We start from the raw sequence: 22,459 nt of genomic DNA on the forward strand, positions 1-22,459 counted from the left end.
AAGCATTGCTGAAAAGAACTTGTTACAATATAAAAAAGGGGGTTTTTTAACGTGACAAACTTAGTTGGCCAAAAAGCGCCAAGCTTTACATTACCAAATGAACGAGGCGAAAGCATCTCTTTGAGCGATTTTGCAGGAAAAAAGGTGATTCTTTACTTTTATCCAAAAGATATGACGCCAGGCTGTACAACGGAGGCATGTGATTTCCGCGATGCCCACACTGATTTTTCGGATTTGAATGCGGTCGTCGTTGGTGTGAGCCCAGACCCAGCAGCGCGTCATACGAAATTTATCGACAAGTATGAGCTACCATTTTCATTGTTAGCTGATGAGGACCATGCAGTGGCCGAGGCATATGGTGTGTGGCAGCTAAAGAAAAACTTTGGCAAAGAATATATGGGCATCGTGCGCTCGACATTTTTAATCGATGAACATGGACAAGTCGTGAGTGAATGGCGCAATGTTCGTGTGAAAGACCATATTAACACGGTACTGACAACATTACGCGAGGGAGCGAACTAAATGATTTATTTCACATTTGATCCACGACCGGATTTAAAAGAAGATGTTGTAAAAAGTTTTCCGAATGAAGAATTCGTTTTTTCAAGAACGGTAGACGATGCGGATTTAGCGCGCGCCGAGATTATCGTGACATACGGTGAAGATTTAACAGCAGCACATATTGAGACTGCTGAAAACTTACAGTGGATTATGGTGGCATCTGCGGGTATTGAAAAAATGCCAAACGCGGCCATTGCAGCTCGCGGTATTCCGGTGACGAATGTGCGTGGTATTCACAAAGTACCAATGGCTGAATCTGTACTGATGCATATTTTAGCCTATTACCATTCATTGCCACAAATTTATCATTATGAAACAAAACATGAGTGGAAACGTAATTTAAAACAGCGCGAATTGTTTGGCTCAACGGCGCTTATTCTTGGTCCGGGCGCGATTGGCGGCGAAATCGGGCGTCTATTAAAAGGATTCCATGTGACGACAATTGGTTGCAATCGCTCAGGTCGCGATGCGGCGTATATGGACCGCATGGTAAGTTTTGCTGACTTAACATCGGCCTTGCCGGAAGCGGATATTGTCATATCGGTATTGCCGGACACAGCGGCAACAAAACATTTAATGACAGCAGCGCATTTTGAAGCGATGAAAGAAAGCGCGTTATTCTTAAACTTTGGTCGCGGCTCACTTGTTGAAACATCGGTATTAACTGATGCACTTGTATCGAAACAAATCGCCGCTGCCGTGTGTGATGTTTTTGAAACAGAGCCATTACCGGACGATTCACCGCTATGGGATTTACCGAATATGACGGTATCACCACATGTTTCGAGTCACTCATCACGTTATTTAGAGCGCAGTTTTGCGATTTTTAAACCGAACTTAGTGAAGTGGCGAAATGGCGAACAAGCGCAATTGGAGAACTTTGTTGACTTGACACTTGGCTACTAATTGAGAATGAGTGGAAGCTAATTGAAAATTCAAACGTTTTGAATCTAGGACTATTGGTCGTTTTAATCAATAAAGTTGACAGTATTGCCATGTGACAGTTAAACTTATTAATAACAATTATAAATTAATAATTTGTATGAAAGAGGTGCATGGCGATGTCTGAACTGCAATTGAAAAATGCACTCGACACGCTAAAGACAACGGGCGTACGTATTACTCCGCAACGTCATGCGATTTTAGAATATCTAATTGAAACAATGACGCATCCAACAGCGGATGATATTTATAAAGCATTAGCATCAAAATTTCCAAATATGAGTGTAGCGACTGTATATAACAATTTACGCGTATTCCGCGAAGCGGGTCTCGTAAAAGAGTTAACATATGGTGATAACGCTAGTCGCTTTGATTTCATCACATCGAAACACTATCATGTTATTTGCGAATCATGTGGTAAAATCGTTGACTTCCATTATCCTGGACTAGACGAGGTTGAGCATGTAGCCGCACAGGTAACGAATTTTGAAATCAATTCACACCGTATGGAAATTTACGGTACATGCCCAGAGTGTCAAGCGAAGAGTGAAAAAGTAAAAACGGCATTATAAATTAGCTAACAACAGGACGGCGTGCAAGCGCAGCTCCTGTTGTTCTTTTTTTTCGGTGAAATGTGTCGAACGATAGCGACAATTCATTTTTCAAGTTATAATCAAAACGGATACAATTGTTTAGGAGGAGAGTTTAATGGATTTACATTTACGCCCAATCTATCAAGAACGTGCAAGCGATTCAAATACACTAGGTGTCATTCTCGTTGAAAAAATTGATTCTGTGAGCCCGATTACCGACAATTTCGATACGGTGCTATTTATTATTACAAAGGATAGCGACAAACCAGTATTTACGAAACATTACGCTTTTGAACAGAAGAAAGCCGTCATGCATATTATTACGGAAAAACAAATTCAAAAGTGGTTAATTGTTGGCTATAATAAAAAAATCGTCGACTGGCTTTTTTACGGGAAAGTGTTATTTGATCGCAATGAATATGTAGAGACATTAAAGAAAAACCTAAAAGATTATCCATTTGAAGGACGTCAAGTAAAGCTCGGCGTTGAATTTGCGAAGATGATTCGTCGTTATGAAGAGAGTAAAGTGTCATTTGATGCGCGCGATTATTTTGATGCGTACAATCATATGATAGAGGTATTACATCATTTGGCACGCCAAGCAATTATTCAACAAGGGCGTTATCCAGAAGTAACCGTATGGAATCAATTGAAAGGTTACAATGTGGAAGTATACAACCTATATGAAAAGTTCATTACGAGCCATAAAGAGATTAAAGCACGCCTAATTGATATTTTTGAGCTTGTGAAACTCTTAATAGAAGAAAGCATTGACGAAAGTGCACAGCATCTATTAGAAGTAATCGCACAACAACCACGCTGGAGTGTGCAACAACTGCATGAACATGAGGAACTAAACATCTATTCGGTTAACTTAGAATTTTTCGTTGAGTTTCTAGTGGAGAAAGGCTATATTGAGATAGACCGTATTGAGACGAAGAGTCCGGGTGTCTACCATCGCTATTACACAGTAGAAAAAAAGTGATAAAAAATGCTTGACGTTTATAAATAACTATTGTATTATATTACTTGTCCTTGAAAAACAGGGCGCTAACAACATAACAAAACGAATGAAAAAAACTTTTTAAAAAGTTGTTGACTTCTGAAAAGTTATGATGATATAATAAATGAGTCGTTAAGATAACGGCGAACGACATGAACCTTGAAAACTGAACAAGCAAGATGTAATCACAATAAATTCGGTTCAATTAAGAATCGAAACAAAATGTTATCAAGCAAGATAACGCTAGCAAAGCAAATGAGCTTTCAAACACTTTTTATGGAGAGTTTGATCCTGGCTCAGGACGAACGCTGGCGGCGTGCCTAATACATGCAAGTCGAGCGAGGTTGTTTGGAATGCTTGCATTTCAAACAACCTAGCGGCGGACGGGTGAGTAACACGTGGGCAACCTGCCCTGTAGACTGGGATAACTTCGGGAAACCGGAGCTAATACCGGATAACTCTTTTAGCCTCATGGCTTTAAGCTAAAAGGCGCTTCGGCGTCACTACAGGATGGGCCCGCGGTGCATTAGCTAGTTGGTAGGGTAACGGCCTACCAAGGCAACGATGCATAGCCGACCTGAGAGGGTGATCGGCCACATTGGGACTGAGACACGGCCCAAACTCCTACGGGAGGCAGCAGTAGGGAATCTTCCACAATGGACGAAAGTCTGATGGAGCAACGCCGCGTGAGTGATGAAGGTTTTCGGATCGTAAAACTCTGTTGTAAGGGAAGAACAAGTGCGTTAGGTAATGAACGCGCCTTGACGGTACCTTATTAGAAAGCCACGGCTAACTACGTGCCAGCAGCCGCGGTAATACGTAGGTGGCAAGCGTTGTCCGGATTTATTGGGCGTAAAGCGCGCGCAGGTGGTTTCTTAAGTCTGATGTGAAAGCCCACGGCTCAACCGTGGAGGGTCATTGGAAACTGGGGAACTTGAGTGCAGAAGAGGATAGTGGAATTCCAAGTGTAGCGGTGAAATGCGTAGAGATTTGGAGGAACACCAGTGGCGAAGGCGACTGTCTGGTCTGTAACTGACACTGAGGCGCGAAAGCGTGGGGAGCAAACAGGATTAGATACCCTGGTAGTCCACGCCGTAAACGATGAGTGCTAAGTGTTAGGGGGTTTCCGCCCCTTAGTGCTGCAGCTAACGCATTAAGCACTCCGCCTGGGGAGTACGACCGCAAGGTTGAAACTCAAAGGAATTGACGGGGGCCCGCACAAGCGGTGGAGCATGTGGTTTAATTCGAAGCAACGCGAAGAACCTTACCAGGTCTTGACATCCCAATGACCGTCTTAGAGATAAGACTTTCCCTTCGGGGACATTGGTGACAGGTGGTGCATGGTTGTCGTCAGCTCGTGTCGTGAGATGTTGGGTTAAGTCCCGCAACGAGCGCAACCCTTATTCTTAGTTGCCATCATTTAGTTGGGCACTCTAAGGAGACTGCCGGTGACAAACCGGAGGAAGGTGGGGATGACGTCAAATCATCATGCCCCTTATGACCTGGGCTACACACGTGCTACAATGGACGGTACAGAGAGCTGCAAGCCCGCGAGGGTTAGCCAATCTCATAAAACCGTTCTCAGTTCGGATTGTAGTCTGCAACTCGACTACATGAAGCCGGAATCGCTAGTAATCGCGGATCAGCATGCCGCGGTGAATACGTTCCCGGGCCTTGTACACACCGCCCGTCACACCACGAGAGTTTGTAACACCCGAAGCCGGTGGGGTAACCATTTATGGAGCCAGCCGTCTAAGGTGGGATAGATGATTGGGGTGAAGTCGTAACAAGGTAGCCGTATCGGAAGGTGCGGCTGGATCACCTCCTTTCTAAGGATTATTACGGAATAGATGACTCGGTCATCTACGATTACACTTGCTGTTCAGTTTTGAAGGTTTATGAATCTTCTAAAACTTGTTCTTTGAAAACTGGATAAAACGACATTGAAAGTAACAAACAAATTTCTATTATAGATTTTTTATTATTAAGTTTTAATTTTTAGGCTTAATAACTTATATAGGTTAAGTTATTAAGGGCGCATGGCGGATGCCTTGGCACTAGAAGCCGATGAAGGACGGCACTAACACCGATATGCTTCGGGGAGCTGTAAGTGAGCTTTGATCCGGAGATTTCCGAATGGGGGAACCCACTGTTTTTAATAGGACAGTATCTACACGTGAATTCATAGCGTGATGATGGCAGACTCAGGGAACTGAAACATCTAAGTACCTGAAGGAAGAGAAAGAAAATTCGATTCCCTTAGTAGCGGCGAGCGAAACGGGAAGAGCCCAAACCAAGGAGCTTGCTCCTTGGGGTTGTAGGACACTCTATACGGAGTTACAAAGGAATGAGTTAAGCGAAGCGGCATGGAAAGGCCCACCAAAGAAGGTAACAGTCCTGTAGTTGAAAGTTCATTCCCTCCAGAGTGGATCCTGAGTACGGCGGAACACGTGAAATTCCGTCGGAATCTGGGAGGACCATCTCCCAAGGCTAAATACTCTCTAGTGACCGATAGTGAACCAGTACCGTGAGGGAAAGGTGAAAAGCACCCCGGAAGGGGAGTGAAAGAGATCCTGAAACCATGTGCCTACAAGTAGTTAGAGCCCGTTAATGGGTGATAGCGTGCCTTTTGTAGAATGAACCGGCGAGTTACGATCCCATGCAAGGTTAAGCTGATAAGGCGGAGCCGTAGCGAAAGCGAGTCTGAATAGGGCGAATGAGTATGTGGTTGTAGACCCGAAACCAGGTGATCTACCCATGTCCAGGGTGAAGGTAAGGTAACACTTACTGGAGGCCCGAACCCACGTACGTTGAAAAGTGCGGGGATGAGGTGTGGGTAGCGGAGAAATTCCAATCGAACCTGGAAATAGCTGGTTCTCTCCGAAATAGCTTTAGGGCTAGCCTCGCGGCTAAGAATCTTGGAGGTAGAGCACTGTTTGGACTAGGGGTCCATCCCGGATTACCGAATTCAGACAAACTCCGAATGCCAATGATTTATACGCGGGAGTCAGACTGCGAGTGATAAGATCCGTAGTCAAAAGGGAAACAGCCCAGACCACCAGCTAAGGTCCCCAAGTAATCGTTAAGTGGAAAAGGATGTGACGTTGCTTAGACAACCAGGATGTTGGCTCAGAAGCAGCCATCATTTAAAGAGTGCGTAATAGCTCACTGGTCGAGTGACGCTGCGCCGAAAATGTATCGGGGCTAAACGATTCACCGAAGCTGTGGATGGACATCTCAGATGTCCGTGGTAGGAGAGCGTTCTAATCGCTGTGAAGTCAGATCGTAAGGACTGGTGGAGCGCTTAGAAGTGAGAATGCCGGTATGAGTAGCGAAAGATGGGTGAGAATCCCATCCACCGAATGACTAAGGTTTCCTGAGGAAGGCTCGTCCGCTCAGGGTTAGTCGGGACCTAAGCCGAGGCCGATAGGCGTAGGCGATGGATAACAGGTTGATATTCCTGTACCACCTCCTCACCATTTGAGTAATGGGGGGACGCAGTAGGATAGGGTAAGCGCGCTGTTGGTTATGCGCGTCTAAGCAGTGAGGTGTGAGTGTAGGCAAATCCGCACTCTTTAACATTGAGCTGTGATAGCGAAGCTCTTAGAGCGAAGTTCCTGATTTCACACTGCCAAGAAAAGCCTCTAGCGAGGTGAGAGGTGCCCGTACCGCAAACCGACACAGGTAGTCGAGGAGAGAATCCTAAGGTGAGCGAGAGAACTCTCGTTAAGGAACTCGGCAAAATGACCCCGTAACTTAGGGATAAGGGGTGCTCTGGTAGGGTGCAAGCCCGAGAGAGCCGCAGTGAATAGGCCCAAGCGACTGTTTATCAAAAACACAGGTCTCTGCTAAACCGTAAGGTGATGTATAGGGGCTGACGCCTGCCCGGTGCTGGAAGGTTAAGAGGATTGGTTAGCGCAAGCGAAGCTGAGAATTGAAGCCCCAGTAAACGGCGGCCGTAACTATAACGGTCCTAAGGTAGCGAAATTCCTTGTCGGGTAAGTTCCGACCCGCACGAAAGGCGTAACGATTTGGGCACTGTCTCAACGAGAGACTCGGTGAAATTATAGTACCTGTGAAGATGCAGGTTACCCGCGACAGGACGGAAAGACCCCATGGAGCTTTACTGTAGCTTGATATTGAATTTTGATACATTTTGTACAGGATAGGTAGGAGCCTGAGAGACCGGAACGCCAGTTTCGGTGGAGGCGTTGTTGGGATACTACCCTAAATGTATTGAACTTCTAACCCGCACCCCTTATCGGGGTGGGAGACAGTGTCAGGCAGACAGTTTGACTGGGGCGGTCGCCTCCTAAAAGGTAACGGAGGCGCCCAAAGGTTCCCTCAGAATGGTTGGAAATCATTCGCAGAGTGTAAAGGCACAAGGGAGCTTGACTGCGAGACCTACAAGTCGAGCAGGGTCGAAAGACGGGCTTAGTGATCCGGTGGTTCCGCATGGAAGGGCCATCGCTCAACGGATAAAAGCTACCCTGGGGATAACAGGCTTATCTCCCCCAAGAGTCCACATCGACGGGGAGGTTTGGCACCTCGATGTCGGCTCATCGCATCCTGGGGCTGTAGTCGGTCCCAAGGGTTGGGCTGTTCGCCCATTAAAGCGGTACGCGAGCTGGGTTCAGAACGTCGTGAGACAGTTCGGTCCCTATCCGTCGTGGGCGTAGGAAATTTGAGAGGAGCTGTCCTTAGTACGAGAGGACCGGGATGGACACACCGCTGGTGTACCAGTTGTCTTGCCAAAGGCATCGCTGGGTAGCTATGTGTGGACGGGATAAGTGCTGAAAGCATCTAAGCATGAAGCCCCCCTCAAGATGAGATTTCCCATTACGCAAGTAAGTAAGACCCCTGAAAGACGATCAGGTAGATAGGTTCGAGATGGAAGTATGGCGACATACGGAGTTGACGAATACTAATAGGTCGAGGACTTAACCAAATATACTTTCATGTCACATTTTATCCAGTTTTGAAAGAACAATTATTTTATCATAATAAAAAGCATTGACTTTTTACAAGAAGATGATATAATTATTGTTGTCATTAAGAAAATAGTCTAGTGATGATGGCAAAGAGGTCACACCTGTTCCCATGCCGAACACAGTAGTTAAGCTCTTTAGCGCCGATGGTAGTTGGGGGATTCCCCCTGTGAGAGTAGGACGTTGCTAGGCTGTAATTCTTATTTTATTATTCCGCTGTAGCTCAGTTGGTAGCAGCATCTGACTGTTAATCAGAGGGTCACAGGTTCGAGTCCTGTCAGCGGAGCCATTTTTTTGATATCTCGGAGAGTTGTCCGAGTGGCCGAAGGAGCACGATTGGAAATCGTGTAGGCAGGTAACCCTGTCTCAAGGGTTCAAATCCCTTACTCTCCGCCATTGTTCTTCACGACACTCAGAACTTATTTATATAAATAGAAATTTTAAAAATTTCTCTGATGGCCCCTTGGTCAAGCGGTTAAGACACCGCCCTTTCACGGCGGTAACACGGGTTCGAATCCCGTAGGGGTCACCATTTTGGAGGATTAGCTCAGCTGGGAGAGCACCTGCCTTACAAGCAGGGGGTCGGCGGTTCGATCCCGTCATCCTCCACCATTTAATTCAATACTATTATCGCGGGGTGGAGCAGTTCGGTAGCTCGTCGGGCTCATAACCCGAAGGTCGCAGGTTCAAATCCTGTCCCCGCAACCAATGGTCCGGTAGTTCAGCTGGTTAGAATGCCTGCCTGTCACGCAGGAGGTCGCGGGTTCGAGTCCCGTCCGGACCGCCATTTTTTAAAAATTTAATTGTGGGTTTGTAGCTCAGTTGGTAGAGCATTAGATTGAAGCTCTAAGTGTCGGCGGTTCGATTCCGTCCAAACCCACCATTTGCCGGTGTAGCTCAGTTGGTAGAGCAACTGACTTGTAATCAGTAGGTCGAGGGTTCGACTCCTTTCGCCGGCATATATTTTGGAGGGGTAGCGAAGAGGCTAAACGCGGCGGACTGTAAATCCGCTCCTTCGGGTTCGGCAGTTCGAATCTGCCCCCCTCCACCATTTTTACAGGGGCATAGTTCAACGGTAGAATAGAGGTCTCCAAAACCTTTGGTGTGGGTTCGATTCCTACTGCCCCTGCCAATGTAATTAAACTTATAATGTTCAGGTGATTACTTTTTAATCACCAGACAAACATAATAATGTAATGGCGATTGTGGTGAAGTGGTTAACACACCGGATTGTGGTTCCGGCATTCGTGGGTTCGATCCCCATCAGTCGCCCCATTATTGGGGTATAGCCAAGCGGTAAGGCAACGGATTTTGATTCCGTCATGCCCAGGTTCGAATCCTGGTACCCCAGCCATATGCGGAAGTAGTTCAGTGGTAGAACATCACCTTGCCAAGGTGGGGGTCGCGAGTTCGAACCTCGTCTTCCGCTCCAATTTTTAAAATTTTATATTTTTTAATGATGGCGGCATAGCCAAGTGGTAAGGCACAGGTCTGCAACACCTCTACCACCGGTTCAAATCCGGTTGCCGCCTCCATTTTTTTATTTACTTTAACTTTTATATTATGCCGGTGTGGCGGAATTGGCAGACGCGCACGACTCAAAATCGTGTTCCGTAAGGAGTGTCGGTTCGATCCCGACCACCGGTATCAAGGTTTATATAGACTCTAATCCATTGCGATTAGAGTCTTTTTTTATGAAATTTAACATTTTCCTTATTATGTAAAAATGCTATATTTGAAGAAATATTCTAACATAGTGTATAGTCCAAGTACAAGATTAATAAGTTGAGCAATTTCATGTAAAGGAGCGTTTCATGGAAAAATTATTTACACGAGCACAGCAACAACAGCAGTTTGAGTTAGCACAACAAGCTTTTGAGCGTGGGGATTATGATGCAGCTGAGCCACTTTTTCGTCTTGTTATCGAAAGTTCATTTCAGCACAATGACTTAGATACGTATGTGTCGGCGATAGTGTGGCTTGAACGTATTTTAGTAAATACGAGTCGCATTGCAGAGTTACATCAGTATATTATTTTAGTGAATCCATTGATTGATCGGTATGGTTATGAAGAAATTAAGGAACGTCACGAGTTAAATAAAATTATTTTTAATATATACAATCGTATTGGCAAACCAGTAGAAGCTTATGAAAAGTTGCTAGCGGACCTCTCAACAAAAAATTATACAGATTTAAAGTGTGCCGTTGCCAATAATTTAATGTACTATTTTGTAGATACAAAAAAATATGACGAAGGGCTGCGCCTCCATTATCAAATACGTGCACTTTATGAAAAAAATACAGATGTCGGTCAAATGGCGCGTTATATGTTTTGGATTTATTCATTTGAGTTATTTTATTTGAATAAAGATTATGCGGAATGTCGTGCGATTTTAATGCTATTGCAACAGCAAGATATGATTGTCGAAAGTTTTCATTTTATGTACCCGATTTGTCAGGGGCTATTAGAGAGTCAAATAGGTTCGCTTGAGAAGGCATTCAGTTATTTTGATATGAGGCAAAAGTCAATCGTGGGCAAGTCGTAATTAAAACGATGTAAAAAAAAGAGAGGAGCTCCTCTCTTTTTTTAATGGTGACAAGCCTCAACAAAAGCGTGAAACAATTGGCTAGATGCTTCGTCGTGCAATTCTTCTGGATGCCACTGTACACCAACGCAAAATGGCTCGTCGGGGTGTTCAATCGCTTCAATGACGCCATCACTCGTTGTTGCACTGACGATGAGCGCGGGTGCGACGTCTTTAACAGACTGATGATGGAATGAATTTGTCATGATCGAGTCACTATGAACAATGGCAGCAAGTTTTGTTTGTGCCACAACATGAACTGTATGAATGTGTGTTGCACGGCTAGAAGCTTGTTTATGCTGGATGGTTTGTGGCAATTGACTCGGAATATCTTGATAAACGGAACCGCCAAGTGCGACGTTTAAAACTTGTGCCCCGCGGCAAATTGCTAGCAGCGGCATTTGTTGTGAGAGCGCTGCATTAATTGCTGCAATGTCGCTTTCATCACGCGTTATATCGACATAACCAAGCGCGCGATGCGGCTCTTCATCAAAAAACTTCGGGTGAATATCATCGCCGCCGATAACGAGCAGGCCATCAAGACGTGAAATAATGGCCCCGATTGGCGTAGTATTTGGGATGCATAGCGGTACGCCACCTGCTGCTAAAATGGATTCGATATAGCGCTGGTTAAGCTGCTGTGCCCCTTTTACAGGTTGCATGGTGATACCGATAATTGGTTTCATGAACATTCCTCCATTTCCTTTTTTTAACTATAACTGATTTCAACAATGAAAAAAAGTGTCAGCAAGTCGCTTTTTTGATACAGTTAAAGAGGAAGTAAACGATAAAAGGAGTTTTCATCAATGAGAACAAGACCAGCACATTTACAACAGGGCGATTTAGTCGGTATCGTCGCTTTATCAACACCGCCAAATATGGACAATGTCACGCGCGGCTTGCGTTATTTAGAAGAGCTTGGCTTGCGTTATGTATTGGGCGATAGCATTCAAAAGCATGTGCATTATTTTGCCGGCTCAGACCGTGACCGTGCGCGTGATTTTGAAGCGATGGTAGAAAATCCTGAAATTAAGGCTATTTTCTGTGCGAGTGGCGGCTACGGAGCAGCGCGTGTAGCCGATAAAATCGATTATATGCTATTAGAAGAAAATCCGAAAATTTTCTGGGGTTTTTCAGATTTAACATTTTTACACACTGCGATTGGACAACTAAGCAACTTAGTAACATTTCATGGACCGACCATTTCAAGTATCGGCCATGATGATGTGCCAGAACGTACAAAAATGATGTTTAAGCAGTTGTTCGCACCAGCGGAGATTTACTATGATAAAAACATTTCGAAGCTAACAACGATTCATGAAGGGCGCGTGCGTGGACAACTCGTTGGTGGTAACTTAACGCGTATCGTCAACAGCATCGGCACAAAATTTGAGTTAGATACGACAAACAAAGTGTTATTGATTGAAGATATCGGCTTAGAGCCAGCGCAAATTGATGAATTGCTCAATCAATTAAAGCAGTCGCGTAAATTAGAGCAAGCGTCGGGTATTGTTATCGGTGATTTTACATTGGCGGAGCCACGCGACTATACAGATTCACCGTCGCTTGATGCGCTGTTTGATGAATATTTTGCCCATATTAATAAACCGGTCGTTAGTGGCTTTAAAATTGGTCACGAACGCTTAAATGTTGCATTGCCGCTAGGCGTCGATGTTATTTTAGATGCTGATGAAAAATATTTAGCTGTTTTACCGGGCGTAGAATAGTGATTAGGGCTTGCTTATGCAAGTCTTTTTCTATGCAGTGAATTTGTAAAATTGCGAAAATTACGATACGCTTAAAGAAAGAGTAGGGAGATGAGCGCATGATTATTCAACAAATTAACACGACAAAAAAAGCCGTACCACTCGTTAAACCGTTTAAAACGGCGTTGCGTACGGTCACGGTAGCAGAAGCAATCTATGTGGAAATCACGCTTGATAATGGCTTGAAAGGCTATGGCGAAGCACCACCAACACATGTCGTGACCGGAGACTCGGTGGCGAGTATTCAATTTGCGATTGAAGAAGTGTTTGCGCCGCAATTAATTGGTCAAGATTTACGTTATAGCGATCATGTTTTTCATCTTTTACATAACGCGATGGTGCGTAACACAAGTGCAAAAGCGGCGCTTGATATGGCGCTCTATGATTTATTAGCGCAAGCTGCCAATATGCCACTCTATCAATTTTTAGGTGGCGCACGTCAAGAGCTTAAAACCGATTTTACGGTAAGTGTTAATGAGCCAGCAGAAATGGCCGCCGATGCACAGCGTTACGTTGAAAGCGGTTTTGATGTCTTAAAAATTAAAGTCGGTATCGGTAGCCCCGAAGATGATATTCGCCGCATTCAAGCGATTCGACAAGCTGTCACAGATGATGTTGTACTGCGCTTAGACGCCAATCAAGGCTGGTCAGCGAAAGATGCGGTGCGTATTATTGGCCGCATGGAAGACTTGGATTTAGGAATCGAATTTATTGAGCAACCTGTGCCAGCGCATGATATTGATGGCTTGGCCTATGTCACAAATCATACGCTACTACCGATTATGGCCGATGAAAGTGTCTTTTCGTTATATGATGCACGTCGCATTATTGAAGGGCGCGCCGCAGATATGTTTAACATTAAGCTGATGAAAGCAGGCGGTATTTACGAAGCGCTAAAAATCAATGCGCTCGCACAAAGCTATGATATGACTTGTATGGTCGGCAGTATGATTGAAACGAAGCTTGGCGTCACAGCAGCAGCGCATTTTGCTGCAAGTCAATCGAATATTTTATATTACGATTTTGATGCGCCGCTCATGCTAAACGAAGAGACGATTGAGGGCGGGATACAGTATGATGGTAGCCGCATCACGTTTACCGATGCACGAGGACTAGGAATTGGGGGAATGAAGTAATGTCAACATTAGCAATTGTTAACGTACCGGTCGCAACACTATGGACGTCACCAGAAAAAGCACGTGATATAGATGCCGCAGCTTTAACGAATCCACAAACGTTGAATAAATGGCTCGAACAACTACCGAAACCTGAGCGCCTTGATTTATGTGATAACAATCGCATTCAGTCGCAAGTACTATACGGGGAATATGTACTAATCGATGAACAGCAAGACGGCTGGGCAAAAGTATGTGTCGTTCATCAAAAGAGTAAAAAAGATGAACGTGGCTATCCAGGTTATATCCCAACAGCGCAACTGCAAGAAGCAACGGTACAAACGAGCGAGCGTTATGTGATTGTCACAGCTCCGCGCGCGCAACTTTGGCAGCATGGCAAGCCAACGATTGTCGTATCATTTAATACGATGTTGCCGTATATTGTCGAGGATGATAAACATTTCACCGTAGAAACACCACACGGGACGCAGCAAATCTTAAAGGCGCAAGCAACGGTTACTGCATCAAATGCTGTTGGTAATCCAGGCACGATGGCACAAGCTGTACAGCATGGTCTGGCGTTTTTAGATTTACCTTATTTATGGGGTGGCATGAGCTCGTATGGTTACGATTGTTCAGGATTCACGTATCAAATGGCGCGTTCGGTCGGCATTTTAATGTCGCGTGATGCCGATGAACAGGCAACCGAGGGCAAGGAAGTCAATCATCTAGACCGCTCGACATGGCAAGTTGGCGATGTCATATTCTTCTCGGATGAACCTGGCGTGAAGCCGGTGCGTCATGTCGGTTTTTATTTTGGCGATGGCCAAATTCTTCATTCGCATTCAACGGGTTTACCTGTCGAGATTTTGCCGCTTGAAGGGTCGAAATTAGATAACGAAGTGTGCGCAGTGCGTCGCTTCTAACTAAAAAAGGATGGTTACTCCAAAGCGGAGCACCATCCTTTTTTCATTGGACTGCTTTTTTAAGACTACACAAATTGGATACATGGCCATGTCCTTGGTTGGTAAGTGGTCATTGGTCACGTTGTAACTGGGAAAGAGTTATTGGTTTGCATATACCTAGAAAGGTTTTTAAAGCAGCGACAATGCCTCGATAAGGACTCTCATCTTATCGAAGGTTAGAAATATTTATCCTCATCAAAATCAAGCTCGATTTGATAGTTTTTCGCGTTGACGGCATTTGAAAGTTTATGTGCATGGCGTTCAAATGTTAACGCCTCAACGCGATAGTGTTCTGGATCAAATAATGCGACTGTATAAATGGGTAGCTCATCATTCATATAATCAAGCTCGCGTTTTTCAGCATGTGATAAGTTTTTATAAATGTCGGCGTGTGCACGGAACTGCGTCGCAAGCTCAATGGCTTCGACAAGTTTGAGCGCCTTGCCATCAAAATTGATCGTATGGTGGCTGTTTGCTTCGTAAATTAAACGATCTAGCGTGCGGCTATCTGCGCGCACATCTAATAGCTCCGCATCGACGACTTCAAGAGCGCGTGTTGGTTTTTCAGGTGTAGCATCGCCTTCCACTTTCGTATAAGCAACGCGATAAATTTCCATCTCTAACTCTTGAATACGTTTGCGTAAAATGCTTTTTAATTTGACGGCTCCTGCCAATGTAATGTTTGCCATGTGTTTTGCCTCCTACATAGTAGTAGATGCATAGTCCGCATCTAAAACGGTCTTTTCATATTCCCCGCCATTAATTTGTGTAAACATATGGCCGGCTGCCGCTAACAATTTATCAGCTTCGGCGCGCGTCATCGATGGACGTAAATAAAAGATTTGCAGTACATCACGAGCGTGTTCTGTGACAGCCGTACGCGTCGAATCAACATATGGGCTACCAAAAGCGCCGGTCGCATCTTTTGCGTAAGCAATCCCATCAAGTGTAATAACGCGGCCATTGAGCGCCTCGTAACTAGTTTCCTTTGTGCCAAGTGCTAGCGTGATTGTACCATCAACATGTGCGGCATCGTAGCTGCCAACAGGGATTTCATATTGCAATGAGAAAAAATTGTTCAAATCAACTGCGGAATTAACGGGTTGTAAATAATCAGCTTTTGCAATGCGCCGTAGCATCGCTTCTGTTGAATGACGGTAGCGGCTAGGGTTTGAGCCAAGCTGTCTCCAGACGTCGCGCCATTCGTTAATGCCAGCACGTTCTGTGACAGCGCCGTCTTGCAAATCGAAATATAAGCTTTCTTGATACAAACGTGTGCGCCCTTGAATCATTTGAGGCGATTCTCCAACGGTAATTTTGGTATAATGTATAATGCCGATTTTAAAATCGGGGATACGTGTTGTTAACGATGAATCTAATTGAATATGCATCGGATCACCTTTTTTTGAAGTATTTAATGAAATTGTAACATAGAGGGAGTACAGTAGAAAATGAATGTACTTACATTGCAGCAAGAGCTACGCGATTTTGCGGCGTCGATTGGCGTCGATAAAATCGGTTTTACGACGGCGGCTCCGTTCGTTGATTTAAAACATTTGCTGAAGCAACAACAGGAGCTCAACTATCAATCAGGATTTGAAGAAGAAAATATTGCGTTGCGTACAGAACCTACATTGCTACTAGAAGAAGCGGCGAGTATTGTGGCGATTGCGGTCGCGTATCCATCGCGTATGGAAAACGCGCCAACAGGAAAAAAAGGCGCACGCCGCGGGATTTTTTGCCGCGCCTCATGGGGAACGGATTATCATACAGTATTACGCGAAAAGTTATGCGCTATTGAAACGTTTTTAGCCGAAAAGGTACCAGGTGTTAAATTCCGTTCAATGGTTGATACCGGAGAACTTGTCGACCGAGCTGTTGCCGAGCGCGCCGGCATTGGTTGGAGTGCGAAAAATTGTTCGATTATTACGCCGGAGTTTGGCTCGTATGTCTATCTTGGTGAAATGATTACGAATATTCCATTCGTCGCAGATACGGCGATTGAAGATGCGTGTGGCGATTGTACGTTATGCATTGACGTCTGTCCAACTGGTGCTATCGTACAGGGCGGTCAGCTTGATTCAAATCGCTGTGTCGCGTTCCAAACGCAAACGAAAGGCTTTTTACCAGATGAATTCCGCGAGAAAATTGGCAATCGAATTTATGGGTGTGATACGTGTCAGACAGTGTGCCCGAAAAATAAAGGGAAGAAAAACTGGCTGCACGAAGCATTTCAGCCAGAGCCAGAGCTTGTGAAGCCGCTACTTGCGCCATTATTGTCGATGACAAATAAGGAGTTTAAGACGCAGTTTGGGCATATGTCTGGCTCATGGCGTGGTAAAAAACCGATTCAGCGCAACGCGATTATTGCGCTCGCGCATTTTAAAGAAATAGATGCGATGCCACAACTCATCGCACTTTTAGAACAGGATGAACGTCCAATGATTCGCGGTACAGCGGCGTGGGCCATCGGGAAAATCGCTGCCTCGCAAGCGGAGGAAGTGTTGTTAGCGGCAAAGAAACGCGAACAAGATAGCGATGTATTACATGAAATCGACAAAGGCTTAACTTTGTTAAAAAACTAGAAGGAAGTTAGAAATATGTCTTTAAATATCGTTTTATATCAACCAGAAATCCCTGCAAACACAGGCAATATTGCGCGTACATGTGCAGCGACAAATGTCAGTTTACATTTGATTCGTCCATTAGGTTTTTCGACCGACGATAAAATGTTAAAACGTGCTGGCCTTGATTATTGGTCAAGTGTCGACATTACGTATTATGATAATGTCGAACAATTTTTTGAAAAAACAGCAAATGGTACGCATTACTTTATCGAAACATTTGGTACAAAATTGTATTCAGAGTTTGATTATTCAAACGTAGATGAAGATGTTTATTTTATGTTCGGTAAAGAAACGACCGGCATTCCTCGCGAGTTAATCGCCGAGCGCACGGATATGTGCTTACGCATTCCACAAAGTGAAAATGTGCGTTCAATGAACTTATCCAATACGGCAGCCATCGTTATTTTTGAGGCGCTCCGCCAACGTGATTTTCCGAATATGATTAAATAATATTACGATAGCCTCGCATTTGCGGGGCTTTTTTTGTGCGAATTTGGGTATAGAATAGTAAACCGTTATGAGGGGGAATGTCCAATGAAAGAGCGTGAAAGTGGCAATATGGCGAATGACATGGAAGAAGTTGAAGAACTAGGAAAACAAATGGAACAGGTGAGTGAGCAGGCGGAGGAAGCACGCGAGGAAGGCTTGCAGCAAGATCCTGCACAATAAAAAGGGAGACGCCCGGATATGGGTGCCTCCTTTTTTTATGGTTTAAGTGCGGTGATTAAAGCCTCACAAGTCGTTTGGTCAATTTCATAATATGTATCAGGGTCACTGCCAATACTAAGGTAGCCCTCTTTATAAACAGTAACTAATTCAGAGCCACCAGAGCCACCAAGTTTAAAGGATGTACCAGATGTTACATCCGGGTTGCGTAATACTTTCTTTGCTTCTACCATTTTTAAGAGCGTAAGAATGGTATCCGACTGCTTTGTAGATACCGTATTGATTTTATCGTCATCTGTTAGCACATGAGAGACCTTCACTTTTGAAAAATTGACATCTGATAAAATATCTTTTTCAAAGGAGATGGTTTTTGGCATAAACACGCTATAGGCAATCGCCGCAATTAAAATGACCGCTAGTAGCAGTATAATTTTCTTCATTACTACACCTCCTTTATTTTCCATATTACCATAAAAAAGAAGGATTCCTGTTTTTGTAATAGGAATCCTTCTTTAAATGTTTAATATCTTATAAAAATACTAATTGGACAATGAATAATATAGCGAATAAGTAAAGCAGTGGGTGAACTTTTTTCCATTCACCTTTTGCGATTTTTAAGATTGGGTAGGCAATGAAACCAAATGCAATACCTGTAGAAATACTAGATGTTAAAGGCATGATTAACATTACTAGGAATACTGGTAATGTTTCGTCCATTGATGACCAATCAACATCTTTAATTGAGCTAATCATTAATGCGCCAACGATAACTAATACAGGAGACGTAATAGCAGCAACGCCTGAAACAGCACCTACTAATGGTCCGAAGAGTGAGGCAACGATGAATAAAACAGCAACGGTTACAGCTGTAAGACCCGTACGGCCACCAGCAGCAACACCAGCAGAAGATTCAACGAACGCAGCATTTGGGCTTGTACCAAACATTGCACCAACTGTTGTAGCGATTGAGTCACCTAATAATGCTTTACGCGCACGAGGCAACTTGCCATCTTCTTTTAATAAGCCCGCTTGTTTGGCGACGCCGACCATCGTCCCTGTTGTATCGAATAATGTCACTAAAATAAATGAGAATACAACGCCATATAAGCTATATTCAATAATTTCAGCGAAAGCATCAATCGGATTCCACATTAAAATGCCTTCTGGTAAATGTGGGGCCGCAACAAGATGTTTTGGCATATCCAGCATACCGGTGAAGTACGCGATAATACCGGTCACGAGCATACCGATGAAAATCGCACCGGGCACGCGGCGTACCATTAACACAACGGTAAAGATTAAGCCGAAGAATGTTAACAAGGCGCTAGCAGACGTTAAGTCACCTAATGTGATTAAGTTTGCGTCGTCACTTGCGACGATAATGCCCGATGAACGCAAACCTAAGAAGGCGATAAATAAGCCAATACCTGCTGTAATGGAATACTTTAAGTTGTTTGGAATCGCACTAATTAATTTTTCACGGAACGGTGTTAACGATAAAATGACGAAAATAATCCCTGCGACGAATACCGACGCAAATGCCGTCATATAACTAATTTCACCTTTTGATGCCAGGACAACAGAGAATGTAAAGAAGGCATTCAGCCCCATCCCTGGTGCAATGGCGATTGGATAGTTTGCTACTAAGCCCATCCACAATGTACCGACAACAGTTGAAATGATTGTCGCAATAAATACTTGATCACTCGGGACACCTGCTTGTGCTAAAATTGCAGGGTTTAAAATGATAATATATACCATCGTTAAGAACGTTGTAATGCCGGCGAGCACTTCACGCTTAACAGTCGTGTTATGTTTTTCTAATTGAAACACAGGAAACTCCCTTTCTAAATACGAACATTAAAAATGACAAGTATAATAATATTCGTTTATGACATAAAAAGCAATGGCATTCATTGTAATTTAAGTTTTCAGGCAATAGCAAGCAATCGTTCTTGAAAGTTCGTTATAATAAAGAAAAGGAGTGTGGTTGATTTGTTAATAATTGATTCAACAAAAACATTAGCTAATGGCGTTGAAATGCCACGTTTTGGCTTAGGCGTCTATAAAATGACTAATAAGGAAGAGGCAGTGGAGGCGATGGTGACAGCATTACAAGCTGGCTACCGCGCGATTGATACGGCATCTTTTTATGATAATGAAGTAGAAGTCGGCGAAGCGGTGCACCAGGCAGGTGTTTTGCGCGAGGATATTTTTATTACATCAAAAGTGTGGAATAACGACCAGGGCTATGATGAAACTTTGCGTGCCTTTGAAGTGTCGTTAAAAAACTTAAACATGGATTATATGGATTTATATTTAACGCATTGGCCAAAGCCCGATACATTTAAAGAAACGTATCGAGCGATTGAGCGCCTTTATGACGAAAAATTAATTCGTGCAACGGGTGTGTCGAATCACGAACCACATCATTTAGAAGCGTTACTATCGACGGCGAATGTGCAGCCGATGGTTAATCAGATTGAATGCCATCCATACTTATCGCAGCAAGCGTTAAAGGAATTTTGTACGGCCCATCAAATTGCGGTGACAGCATGGTCGCCACTTGGCCGTGGACGTGCCTTAAACGATGCGACGATTTTAAAATTAGCCGAGCACTATGGCAAAACGGCGGCACAAATCGTCATTCGTTGGCATTTACAAAACGATACGATTGTCATTCCAAAATCGGTAACGCCGAGTCGTATTCGTAGCAATGCGGACGTATTTGATTTTGCATTAACAGCTGAACATATGGCGATAATCGATGCGCTTAATAAAGATGCGCGCACCGGCAATCACCCAGATTTATTCCCATACGACGATCCTAAATATAATCGTTAATAACAAGAGGGTGCCGCAGCTATTGCGACACCCTCTTTTGTTAGAAGAAATGTTTGAAGATGAAAAAAAGTGGTGGTACGAGTAATGCCGGTAACATATTGAGCGATTTAAAGCTCTTAATGCCAAGAATACTAAGACCGGACGCTAAAATTAAAATACCGCCAATAATTGAAATCTCGGTCAATAAATGTGCCGACATAAAATCGTTTAAATAAATGGCTAATAAATAAAAAGAGCCTTGCCACACAAAAAGTACAACGGCGGCAAAGGCAATGCCAATGCCGAACGTAGAGGCTAACACAATCGACGTCACAAAATCTAAAATCGCGTTTGTAAATAAATATGTATAATCTTGATATAGCGCGCTATTGATCGGGCCTAAAATCGATAGTGTACCGATACAAAATAATAAAATCGCTGTTGATAAGCCTTTTGCAAGATCACTTTTGGAGAAGCGCCCAACGACTTTATTAAATTGTGTCTCAATATCAATCATTTCACCGACAAGTCCACCTAGTGCAAGGCTGACGATAAAGAGCACCGGAAAATCGCTTTGTGGCATAGATTGCACGATGGCGTTAATCCCAAGTGCGACTGCCGCAAAACCCATCGCCTGCATTAAAATATCTTGATAGCGGTCTTTAATGCCTTTTTTCAGTAAGCTACCGATGAAGCTGCCGACAATAATCGTTATACAGTTAAAAATCGTTCCAATCATCAAATCCCTCCAATTTGTTTAGTATAACAAAAAAGAGACTAGGATTGACCTAGCCTCTCGCCATTAGCTTATGAGTTTGTCATCGTTTTGAAAAATTCTTTGAATGCCTCAGCAGTTTGCTCGCCAATCACGCGCCCAACTTCTTTACCGTCTTTGAAATAAATAAGTGTTGGTGTCGCATTGATCGCATAATCATCCCAGCCTTGCTCAAACTCTAACATATTGTATTGATAAATATGCACATCCGCCTTGTCTGCTGCGGGCATTAAAATCGGTGTTGTTGCCACGCAGTGTGAGCACGTTGGACTGAAGAAGTAGGCATAGGTTTCTTCACCTGCATCAATTTTTTTCTGTAAATCATCCGGTAAAATAATGTTTTGATAGTTTTTGTCACCTAGTTGATCGATTGTTGCTTGTGCTTTTGGTTTGTAGTCACCATATAAGCCATGTGTGTCGGTATTACCTGCAGCTTTTTCACTTGTTTTTTGGTCTGAAGCACTCGTTGAGTTATCAATTTTCGCTTCATTTTGGGATTTATTAATAAAATAAATTGCTGTGAAGCCAAGCACGACAACAATCGCAACGGTTAATAAAATCGTCAGGCGATTGTCTTTTTTCTTGGTAGCTGCTTTTTTAGCCATGAATTAATTATCTCCTTTTTTCAGTTGTTTCATCATATAAAAGCTTGTAATCGCAATTAACATAAATGCGGTTAACGATAGAAATGGAATCGTAATGAAGCCAAACCAGTTAATGTATTGCCCCGTACAAGGCACAAGACCGCAAGAGGCAGCATTATCTTGCAAGTACGGGATTTTTTGAATGCCATAGTGATAAAGTGCGATGCCAGCGCCAATAATAGCGAAGACGGCACTTGTGACAGCGATTTTTACATTGCGTTGTATGTATGCGATGCCTAAAATCAATACAAGTGGATACATTAAAATTCGTTGGAACCAGCAAAATTTACAAGGTTCATATAGCTGTACTTCAGAGAAATATAGCGAACCGAGCATTGCAATTAATGAAATGGTCCACATAAATAACAAGGCATTTTCGAGTTTTCGTTGCATGAAAATTCTCCTA

The 22,459-nt window shown here is 43.7% G+C and carries 20 protein-coding genes, 15 tRNA genes and 3 rRNA genes; 30 read left to right on the plus strand and 8 right to left on the minus strand.

The features are described from left to right. The first annotated feature begins 51 nt into the window (after positions 1 to 51). The 23 genes from bcp (at position 52) to V514_RS0115795 (ending at position 10,633) form a co-directional block, all read left to right on the plus strand. Positions 52 to 522 carry a thioredoxin-dependent thiol peroxidase gene (gene bcp, locus V514_RS0115685; protein ID WP_029500829.1) on the plus strand — a complete coding sequence of 157 codons (471 nt, stop codon included), beginning with the start codon at positions 52 to 54 and terminating at the stop codon, positions 520 to 522. Further along, positions 523 to 1,467, plus strand: a complete 945-nt coding sequence (locus tag V514_RS0115690) for a D-2-hydroxyacid dehydrogenase (RefSeq protein ID WP_029500830.1) — start codon at positions 523 to 525, stop codon at positions 1,465 to 1,467. Positions 1,468 to 1,622: 155 nt separating this feature from the next. After that, complete coding sequence (gene perR / locus V514_RS0115695) at positions 1,623 to 2,075, plus strand: peroxide-responsive transcriptional repressor PerR (RefSeq protein ID WP_029500831.1); 453 nt, start codon at positions 1,623 to 1,625, stop codon at positions 2,073 to 2,075. A 136-nt stretch (positions 2,076 to 2,211) separates the two neighbouring features. Next, on the plus strand, positions 2,212 to 3,081 hold the full coding sequence (locus V514_RS19340; protein WP_035944996.1) for a nucleotidyltransferase-like protein: 870 nt from the start codon (positions 2,212 to 2,214) through the stop codon (positions 3,079 to 3,081). A 291-nt stretch (positions 3,082 to 3,372) separates the two neighbouring features. Beyond that, positions 3,373 to 4,928 (plus strand): 16S ribosomal RNA (locus V514_RS0115705). A 190-nt stretch (positions 4,929 to 5,118) separates the two neighbouring features. Then, a 23S ribosomal RNA gene (locus tag V514_RS0115710) occupies positions 5,119 to 8,047 on the plus strand. A gap of 116 nt (positions 8,048 to 8,163) precedes the next feature. Continuing rightward, positions 8,164 to 8,279, plus strand: a 5S ribosomal RNA gene (rrf, locus tag V514_RS0115715). Together the 16S, 23S and 5S rRNA genes with 15 tRNA genes alongside form the textbook arrangement of a ribosomal RNA operon. Before the next feature lie 20 nt (positions 8,280 to 8,299). Then, positions 8,300 to 8,376: transfer RNA gene (locus V514_RS0115720), tRNA-Asn, on the plus strand. Between the two features lie 15 nt (positions 8,377 to 8,391). Beyond that, positions 8,392 to 8,483, plus strand: a tRNA-Ser gene (locus V514_RS0115725). Positions 8,484 to 8,544: 61 nt separating this feature from the next. Continuing rightward, positions 8,545 to 8,619, plus strand: a tRNA-Glu gene (locus tag V514_RS0115730). Between the two features lie 4 nt (positions 8,620 to 8,623). Continuing rightward, positions 8,624 to 8,699, plus strand: a tRNA-Val gene (locus tag V514_RS0115735). Between the two features lie 19 nt (positions 8,700 to 8,718). Then, positions 8,719 to 8,795, plus strand: a tRNA-Met gene (locus tag V514_RS0115740). A gap of 2 nt (positions 8,796 to 8,797) precedes the next feature. Next, positions 8,798 to 8,874 (plus strand) — tRNA-Asp (locus V514_RS0115745). A 20-nt stretch (positions 8,875 to 8,894) separates the two neighbouring features. Beyond that, positions 8,895 to 8,970 (plus strand) — tRNA-Phe (locus tag V514_RS0115750). A 3-nt stretch (positions 8,971 to 8,973) separates the two neighbouring features. After that, a tRNA-Thr gene (locus V514_RS0115755) sits at positions 8,974 to 9,046 on the plus strand. 8 nt (positions 9,047 to 9,054) lie between these two features. Continuing rightward, positions 9,055 to 9,138: transfer RNA gene (locus V514_RS0115760), tRNA-Tyr, on the plus strand. A gap of 7 nt (positions 9,139 to 9,145) precedes the next feature. Continuing rightward, a tRNA-Trp gene (locus V514_RS0115765) sits at positions 9,146 to 9,219 on the plus strand. A 67-nt stretch (positions 9,220 to 9,286) separates the two neighbouring features. Further along, a tRNA-His gene (locus V514_RS0115770) sits at positions 9,287 to 9,362 on the plus strand. Positions 9,363 to 9,366: 4 nt separating this feature from the next. Beyond that, positions 9,367 to 9,441 (plus strand) — tRNA-Gln (locus V514_RS0115775). Between the two features lie 3 nt (positions 9,442 to 9,444). Next, positions 9,445 to 9,519: transfer RNA gene (locus tag V514_RS0115780), tRNA-Gly, on the plus strand. Positions 9,520 to 9,548: 29 nt separating this feature from the next. Continuing rightward, positions 9,549 to 9,622, plus strand: a tRNA-Cys gene (locus V514_RS0115785). 30 nt (positions 9,623 to 9,652) lie between these two features. Further along, a tRNA-Leu gene (locus V514_RS0115790) sits at positions 9,653 to 9,734 on the plus strand. 167 nt (positions 9,735 to 9,901) lie between these two features. Beyond that, positions 9,902 to 10,633 carry a hypothetical protein gene (locus V514_RS0115795; protein WP_029500832.1) on the plus strand — a complete coding sequence of 244 codons (732 nt, stop codon included), beginning with the start codon at positions 9,902 to 9,904 and terminating at the stop codon, positions 10,631 to 10,633. Positions 10,634 to 10,674: 41 nt separating this feature from the next. Here V514_RS0115795 and V514_RS0115800 read toward each other — a convergent pair whose 3' ends face one another. Beyond that, positions 10,675 to 11,358, minus strand: a complete 684-nt coding sequence (locus V514_RS0115800; RefSeq protein WP_029500833.1) for a gamma-glutamyl-gamma-aminobutyrate hydrolase family protein — start codon at positions 11,356 to 11,358, stop codon at positions 10,675 to 10,677. 120 nt (positions 11,359 to 11,478) lie between these two features. Between V514_RS0115800 and V514_RS0115805 the strand changes: the two genes are divergently transcribed. The 3 genes from V514_RS0115805 (at position 11,479) to V514_RS19345 (ending at position 14,479) form a co-directional block, all read left to right on the plus strand. Next, positions 11,479 to 12,399 (plus strand): S66 peptidase family protein, encoded by a 921-nt coding sequence (locus tag V514_RS0115805; protein ID WP_029500834.1) that lies wholly within the window; start codon positions 11,479 to 11,481, stop codon positions 12,397 to 12,399. A gap of 98 nt (positions 12,400 to 12,497) precedes the next feature. Further along, positions 12,498 to 13,574, plus strand: a complete 1,077-nt coding sequence (locus V514_RS0115810; RefSeq protein ID WP_029500835.1) for a dipeptide epimerase — start codon at positions 12,498 to 12,500, stop codon at positions 13,572 to 13,574. Beyond that, the gene (locus V514_RS19345) at positions 13,574 to 14,479 is read left to right on the plus strand and encodes a C40 family peptidase (RefSeq protein WP_035944998.1); all 906 of its coding nucleotides are present in this window, start codon (positions 13,574 to 13,576) and stop codon (positions 14,477 to 14,479) included. Before V514_RS0115810 ends, V514_RS19345 begins: the two co-directional genes overlap by 1 nt. A gap of 215 nt (positions 14,480 to 14,694) precedes the next feature. On the opposite strand, the gene V514_RS0115820 is transcribed toward V514_RS19345, so the two are convergent. Then, positions 14,695 to 15,207: a hypothetical protein gene (locus V514_RS0115820; RefSeq protein ID WP_029500836.1), complete on the minus strand. Its 513-nt coding sequence runs from the start codon at positions 15,205 to 15,207 to the stop codon at positions 14,695 to 14,697. Positions 15,208 to 15,219: 12 nt separating this feature from the next. Next, on the minus strand, positions 15,220 to 15,909 hold the full coding sequence (locus V514_RS0115825) for a B3/B4 domain-containing protein (RefSeq protein ID WP_029500837.1): 690 nt from the start codon (positions 15,907 to 15,909) through the stop codon (positions 15,220 to 15,222). 60 nt (positions 15,910 to 15,969) lie between these two features. Here V514_RS0115825 and queG point away from each other — a divergent pair, with 60 nt between their 5' ends. The 3 genes from queG to V514_RS20800 all read left to right on the plus strand — a co-directional run bounded on the left by queG (position 15,970) and on the right by V514_RS20800 (position 17,814). Further along, positions 15,970 to 17,103: a tRNA epoxyqueuosine(34) reductase QueG gene (gene queG, locus V514_RS0115830; protein WP_029500838.1), complete on the plus strand. Its 1,134-nt coding sequence runs from the start codon at positions 15,970 to 15,972 to the stop codon at positions 17,101 to 17,103. A 15-nt stretch (positions 17,104 to 17,118) separates the two neighbouring features. Further along, entirely contained in the window at positions 17,119 to 17,595 is a 477-nt protein-coding gene (trmL, locus tag V514_RS0115835) for a tRNA (uridine(34)/cytosine(34)/5-carboxymethylaminomethyluridine(34)-2'-O)-methyltransferase TrmL (protein ID WP_029500839.1), read from the plus strand. An 84-nt stretch (positions 17,596 to 17,679) separates the two neighbouring features. Continuing rightward, entirely contained in the window at positions 17,680 to 17,814 is a 135-nt protein-coding gene (locus tag V514_RS20800) for a hypothetical protein (protein ID WP_255411574.1), read from the plus strand. Between the two features lie 35 nt (positions 17,815 to 17,849). Here the strand turns inward: V514_RS20800 and V514_RS0115845 are convergent, their stop codons facing one another. Beyond that, entirely contained in the window at positions 17,850 to 18,251 is a 402-nt protein-coding gene (locus V514_RS0115845; protein ID WP_029500840.1) for a hypothetical protein, read from the minus strand. An 88-nt stretch (positions 18,252 to 18,339) separates the two neighbouring features. Further along, entirely contained in the window at positions 18,340 to 19,644 is a 1,305-nt protein-coding gene (locus tag V514_RS0115850) for an NCS2 family permease (RefSeq protein ID WP_029500841.1), read from the minus strand. 207 nt (positions 19,645 to 19,851) lie between these two features. On the opposite strand from V514_RS0115850, the gene V514_RS0115855 reads away from it, so the two are divergent. Beyond that, positions 19,852 to 20,655: an aldo/keto reductase gene (locus V514_RS0115855; RefSeq protein WP_051392494.1), complete on the plus strand. Its 804-nt coding sequence runs from the start codon at positions 19,852 to 19,854 to the stop codon at positions 20,653 to 20,655. Between the two features lie 40 nt (positions 20,656 to 20,695). Here V514_RS0115855 and V514_RS0115860 read toward each other — a convergent pair whose 3' ends face one another. From V514_RS0115860 to V514_RS0115870, 3 genes are all read right to left on the minus strand, one after another. Continuing rightward, the gene (locus V514_RS0115860) at positions 20,696 to 21,373 is read right to left on the minus strand and encodes a DUF554 domain-containing protein (RefSeq protein WP_029500843.1); all 678 of its coding nucleotides are present in this window, start codon (positions 21,371 to 21,373) and stop codon (positions 20,696 to 20,698) included. Positions 21,374 to 21,441: 68 nt separating this feature from the next. Continuing rightward, positions 21,442 to 22,014, minus strand: a complete 573-nt coding sequence (locus tag V514_RS0115865; RefSeq protein WP_029500844.1) for a thioredoxin family protein — start codon at positions 22,012 to 22,014, stop codon at positions 21,442 to 21,444. A gap of 3 nt (positions 22,015 to 22,017) precedes the next feature. Next, positions 22,018 to 22,446 carry a disulfide oxidoreductase gene (locus V514_RS0115870; RefSeq protein ID WP_029500845.1) on the minus strand — a complete coding sequence of 143 codons (429 nt, stop codon included), beginning with the start codon at positions 22,444 to 22,446 and terminating at the stop codon, positions 22,018 to 22,020. Positions 22,447 to 22,459: the final 13 nt, after the last annotated feature.

It is taken from the genome of Kurthia huakuii LAM0618, from assembly GCF_000505545.1.
GTDB lineage: Bacteria > Bacillota > Bacilli > Bacillales_A > Planococcaceae > Kurthia > Kurthia huakuii.

Excerpts from the sequence above, each read along its gene's own strand:
- V514_RS0115690 (WP_029500830.1), top strand. The coding sequence starts at position 523 with ATGATTTATTTCACATTTGATCCACGACCGGATTTAAAAGAAGATGTT.
- perR (WP_029500831.1), top strand. The coding sequence starts at position 1,623 with ATGTCTGAACTGCAATTGAAAAATGCACTCGACACGCTAAAGACAACG.
- V514_RS19340 (WP_035944996.1), top strand. The coding sequence starts at position 2,212 with ATGGATTTACATTTACGCCCAATCTATCAAGAACGTGCAAGCGATTCA.
- V514_RS0115795 (WP_029500832.1), top strand. The coding sequence starts at position 9,902 with ATGGAAAAATTATTTACACGAGCACAGCAACAACAGCAGTTTGAGTTA.
- V514_RS0115800 (WP_029500833.1), bottom strand. The coding sequence starts at position 11,358 with ATGAAACCAATTATCGGTATCACCATGCAACCTGTAAAAGGGGCACAG.
- V514_RS0115805 (WP_029500834.1), top strand. The coding sequence starts at position 11,479 with ATGAGAACAAGACCAGCACATTTACAACAGGGCGATTTAGTCGGTATC.
- V514_RS0115810 (WP_029500835.1), top strand. The coding sequence starts at position 12,498 with ATGATTATTCAACAAATTAACACGACAAAAAAAGCCGTACCACTCGTT.
- V514_RS19345 (WP_035944998.1), top strand. The coding sequence starts at position 13,574 with ATGTCAACATTAGCAATTGTTAACGTACCGGTCGCAACACTATGGACG.
- V514_RS0115820 (WP_029500836.1), bottom strand. The coding sequence starts at position 15,207 with ATGGCAAACATTACATTGGCAGGAGCCGTCAAATTAAAAAGCATTTTA.
- V514_RS0115825 (WP_029500837.1), bottom strand. The coding sequence starts at position 15,909 with ATGCATATTCAATTAGATTCATCGTTAACAACACGTATCCCCGATTTT.
- queG (WP_029500838.1), top strand. The coding sequence starts at position 15,970 with ATGAATGTACTTACATTGCAGCAAGAGCTACGCGATTTTGCGGCGTCG.
- trmL (WP_029500839.1), top strand. The coding sequence starts at position 17,119 with ATGTCTTTAAATATCGTTTTATATCAACCAGAAATCCCTGCAAACACA.
- V514_RS20800 (WP_255411574.1), top strand. The coding sequence starts at position 17,680 with ATGAAAGAGCGTGAAAGTGGCAATATGGCGAATGACATGGAAGAAGTT.
- V514_RS0115845 (WP_029500840.1), bottom strand. The coding sequence starts at position 18,251 with ATGAAGAAAATTATACTGCTACTAGCGGTCATTTTAATTGCGGCGATT.
- V514_RS0115855 (WP_051392494.1), top strand. The coding sequence starts at position 19,852 with ATGCCACGTTTTGGCTTAGGCGTCTATAAAATGACTAATAAGGAAGAG.
- V514_RS0115860 (WP_029500843.1), bottom strand. The coding sequence starts at position 21,373 with ATGATTGGAACGATTTTTAACTGTATAACGATTATTGTCGGCAGCTTC.
- V514_RS0115865 (WP_029500844.1), bottom strand. The coding sequence starts at position 22,014 with ATGGCTAAAAAAGCAGCTACCAAGAAAAAAGACAATCGCCTGACGATT.
- V514_RS0115870 (WP_029500845.1), bottom strand. The coding sequence starts at position 22,446 with ATGCAACGAAAACTCGAAAATGCCTTGTTATTTATGTGGACCATTTCA.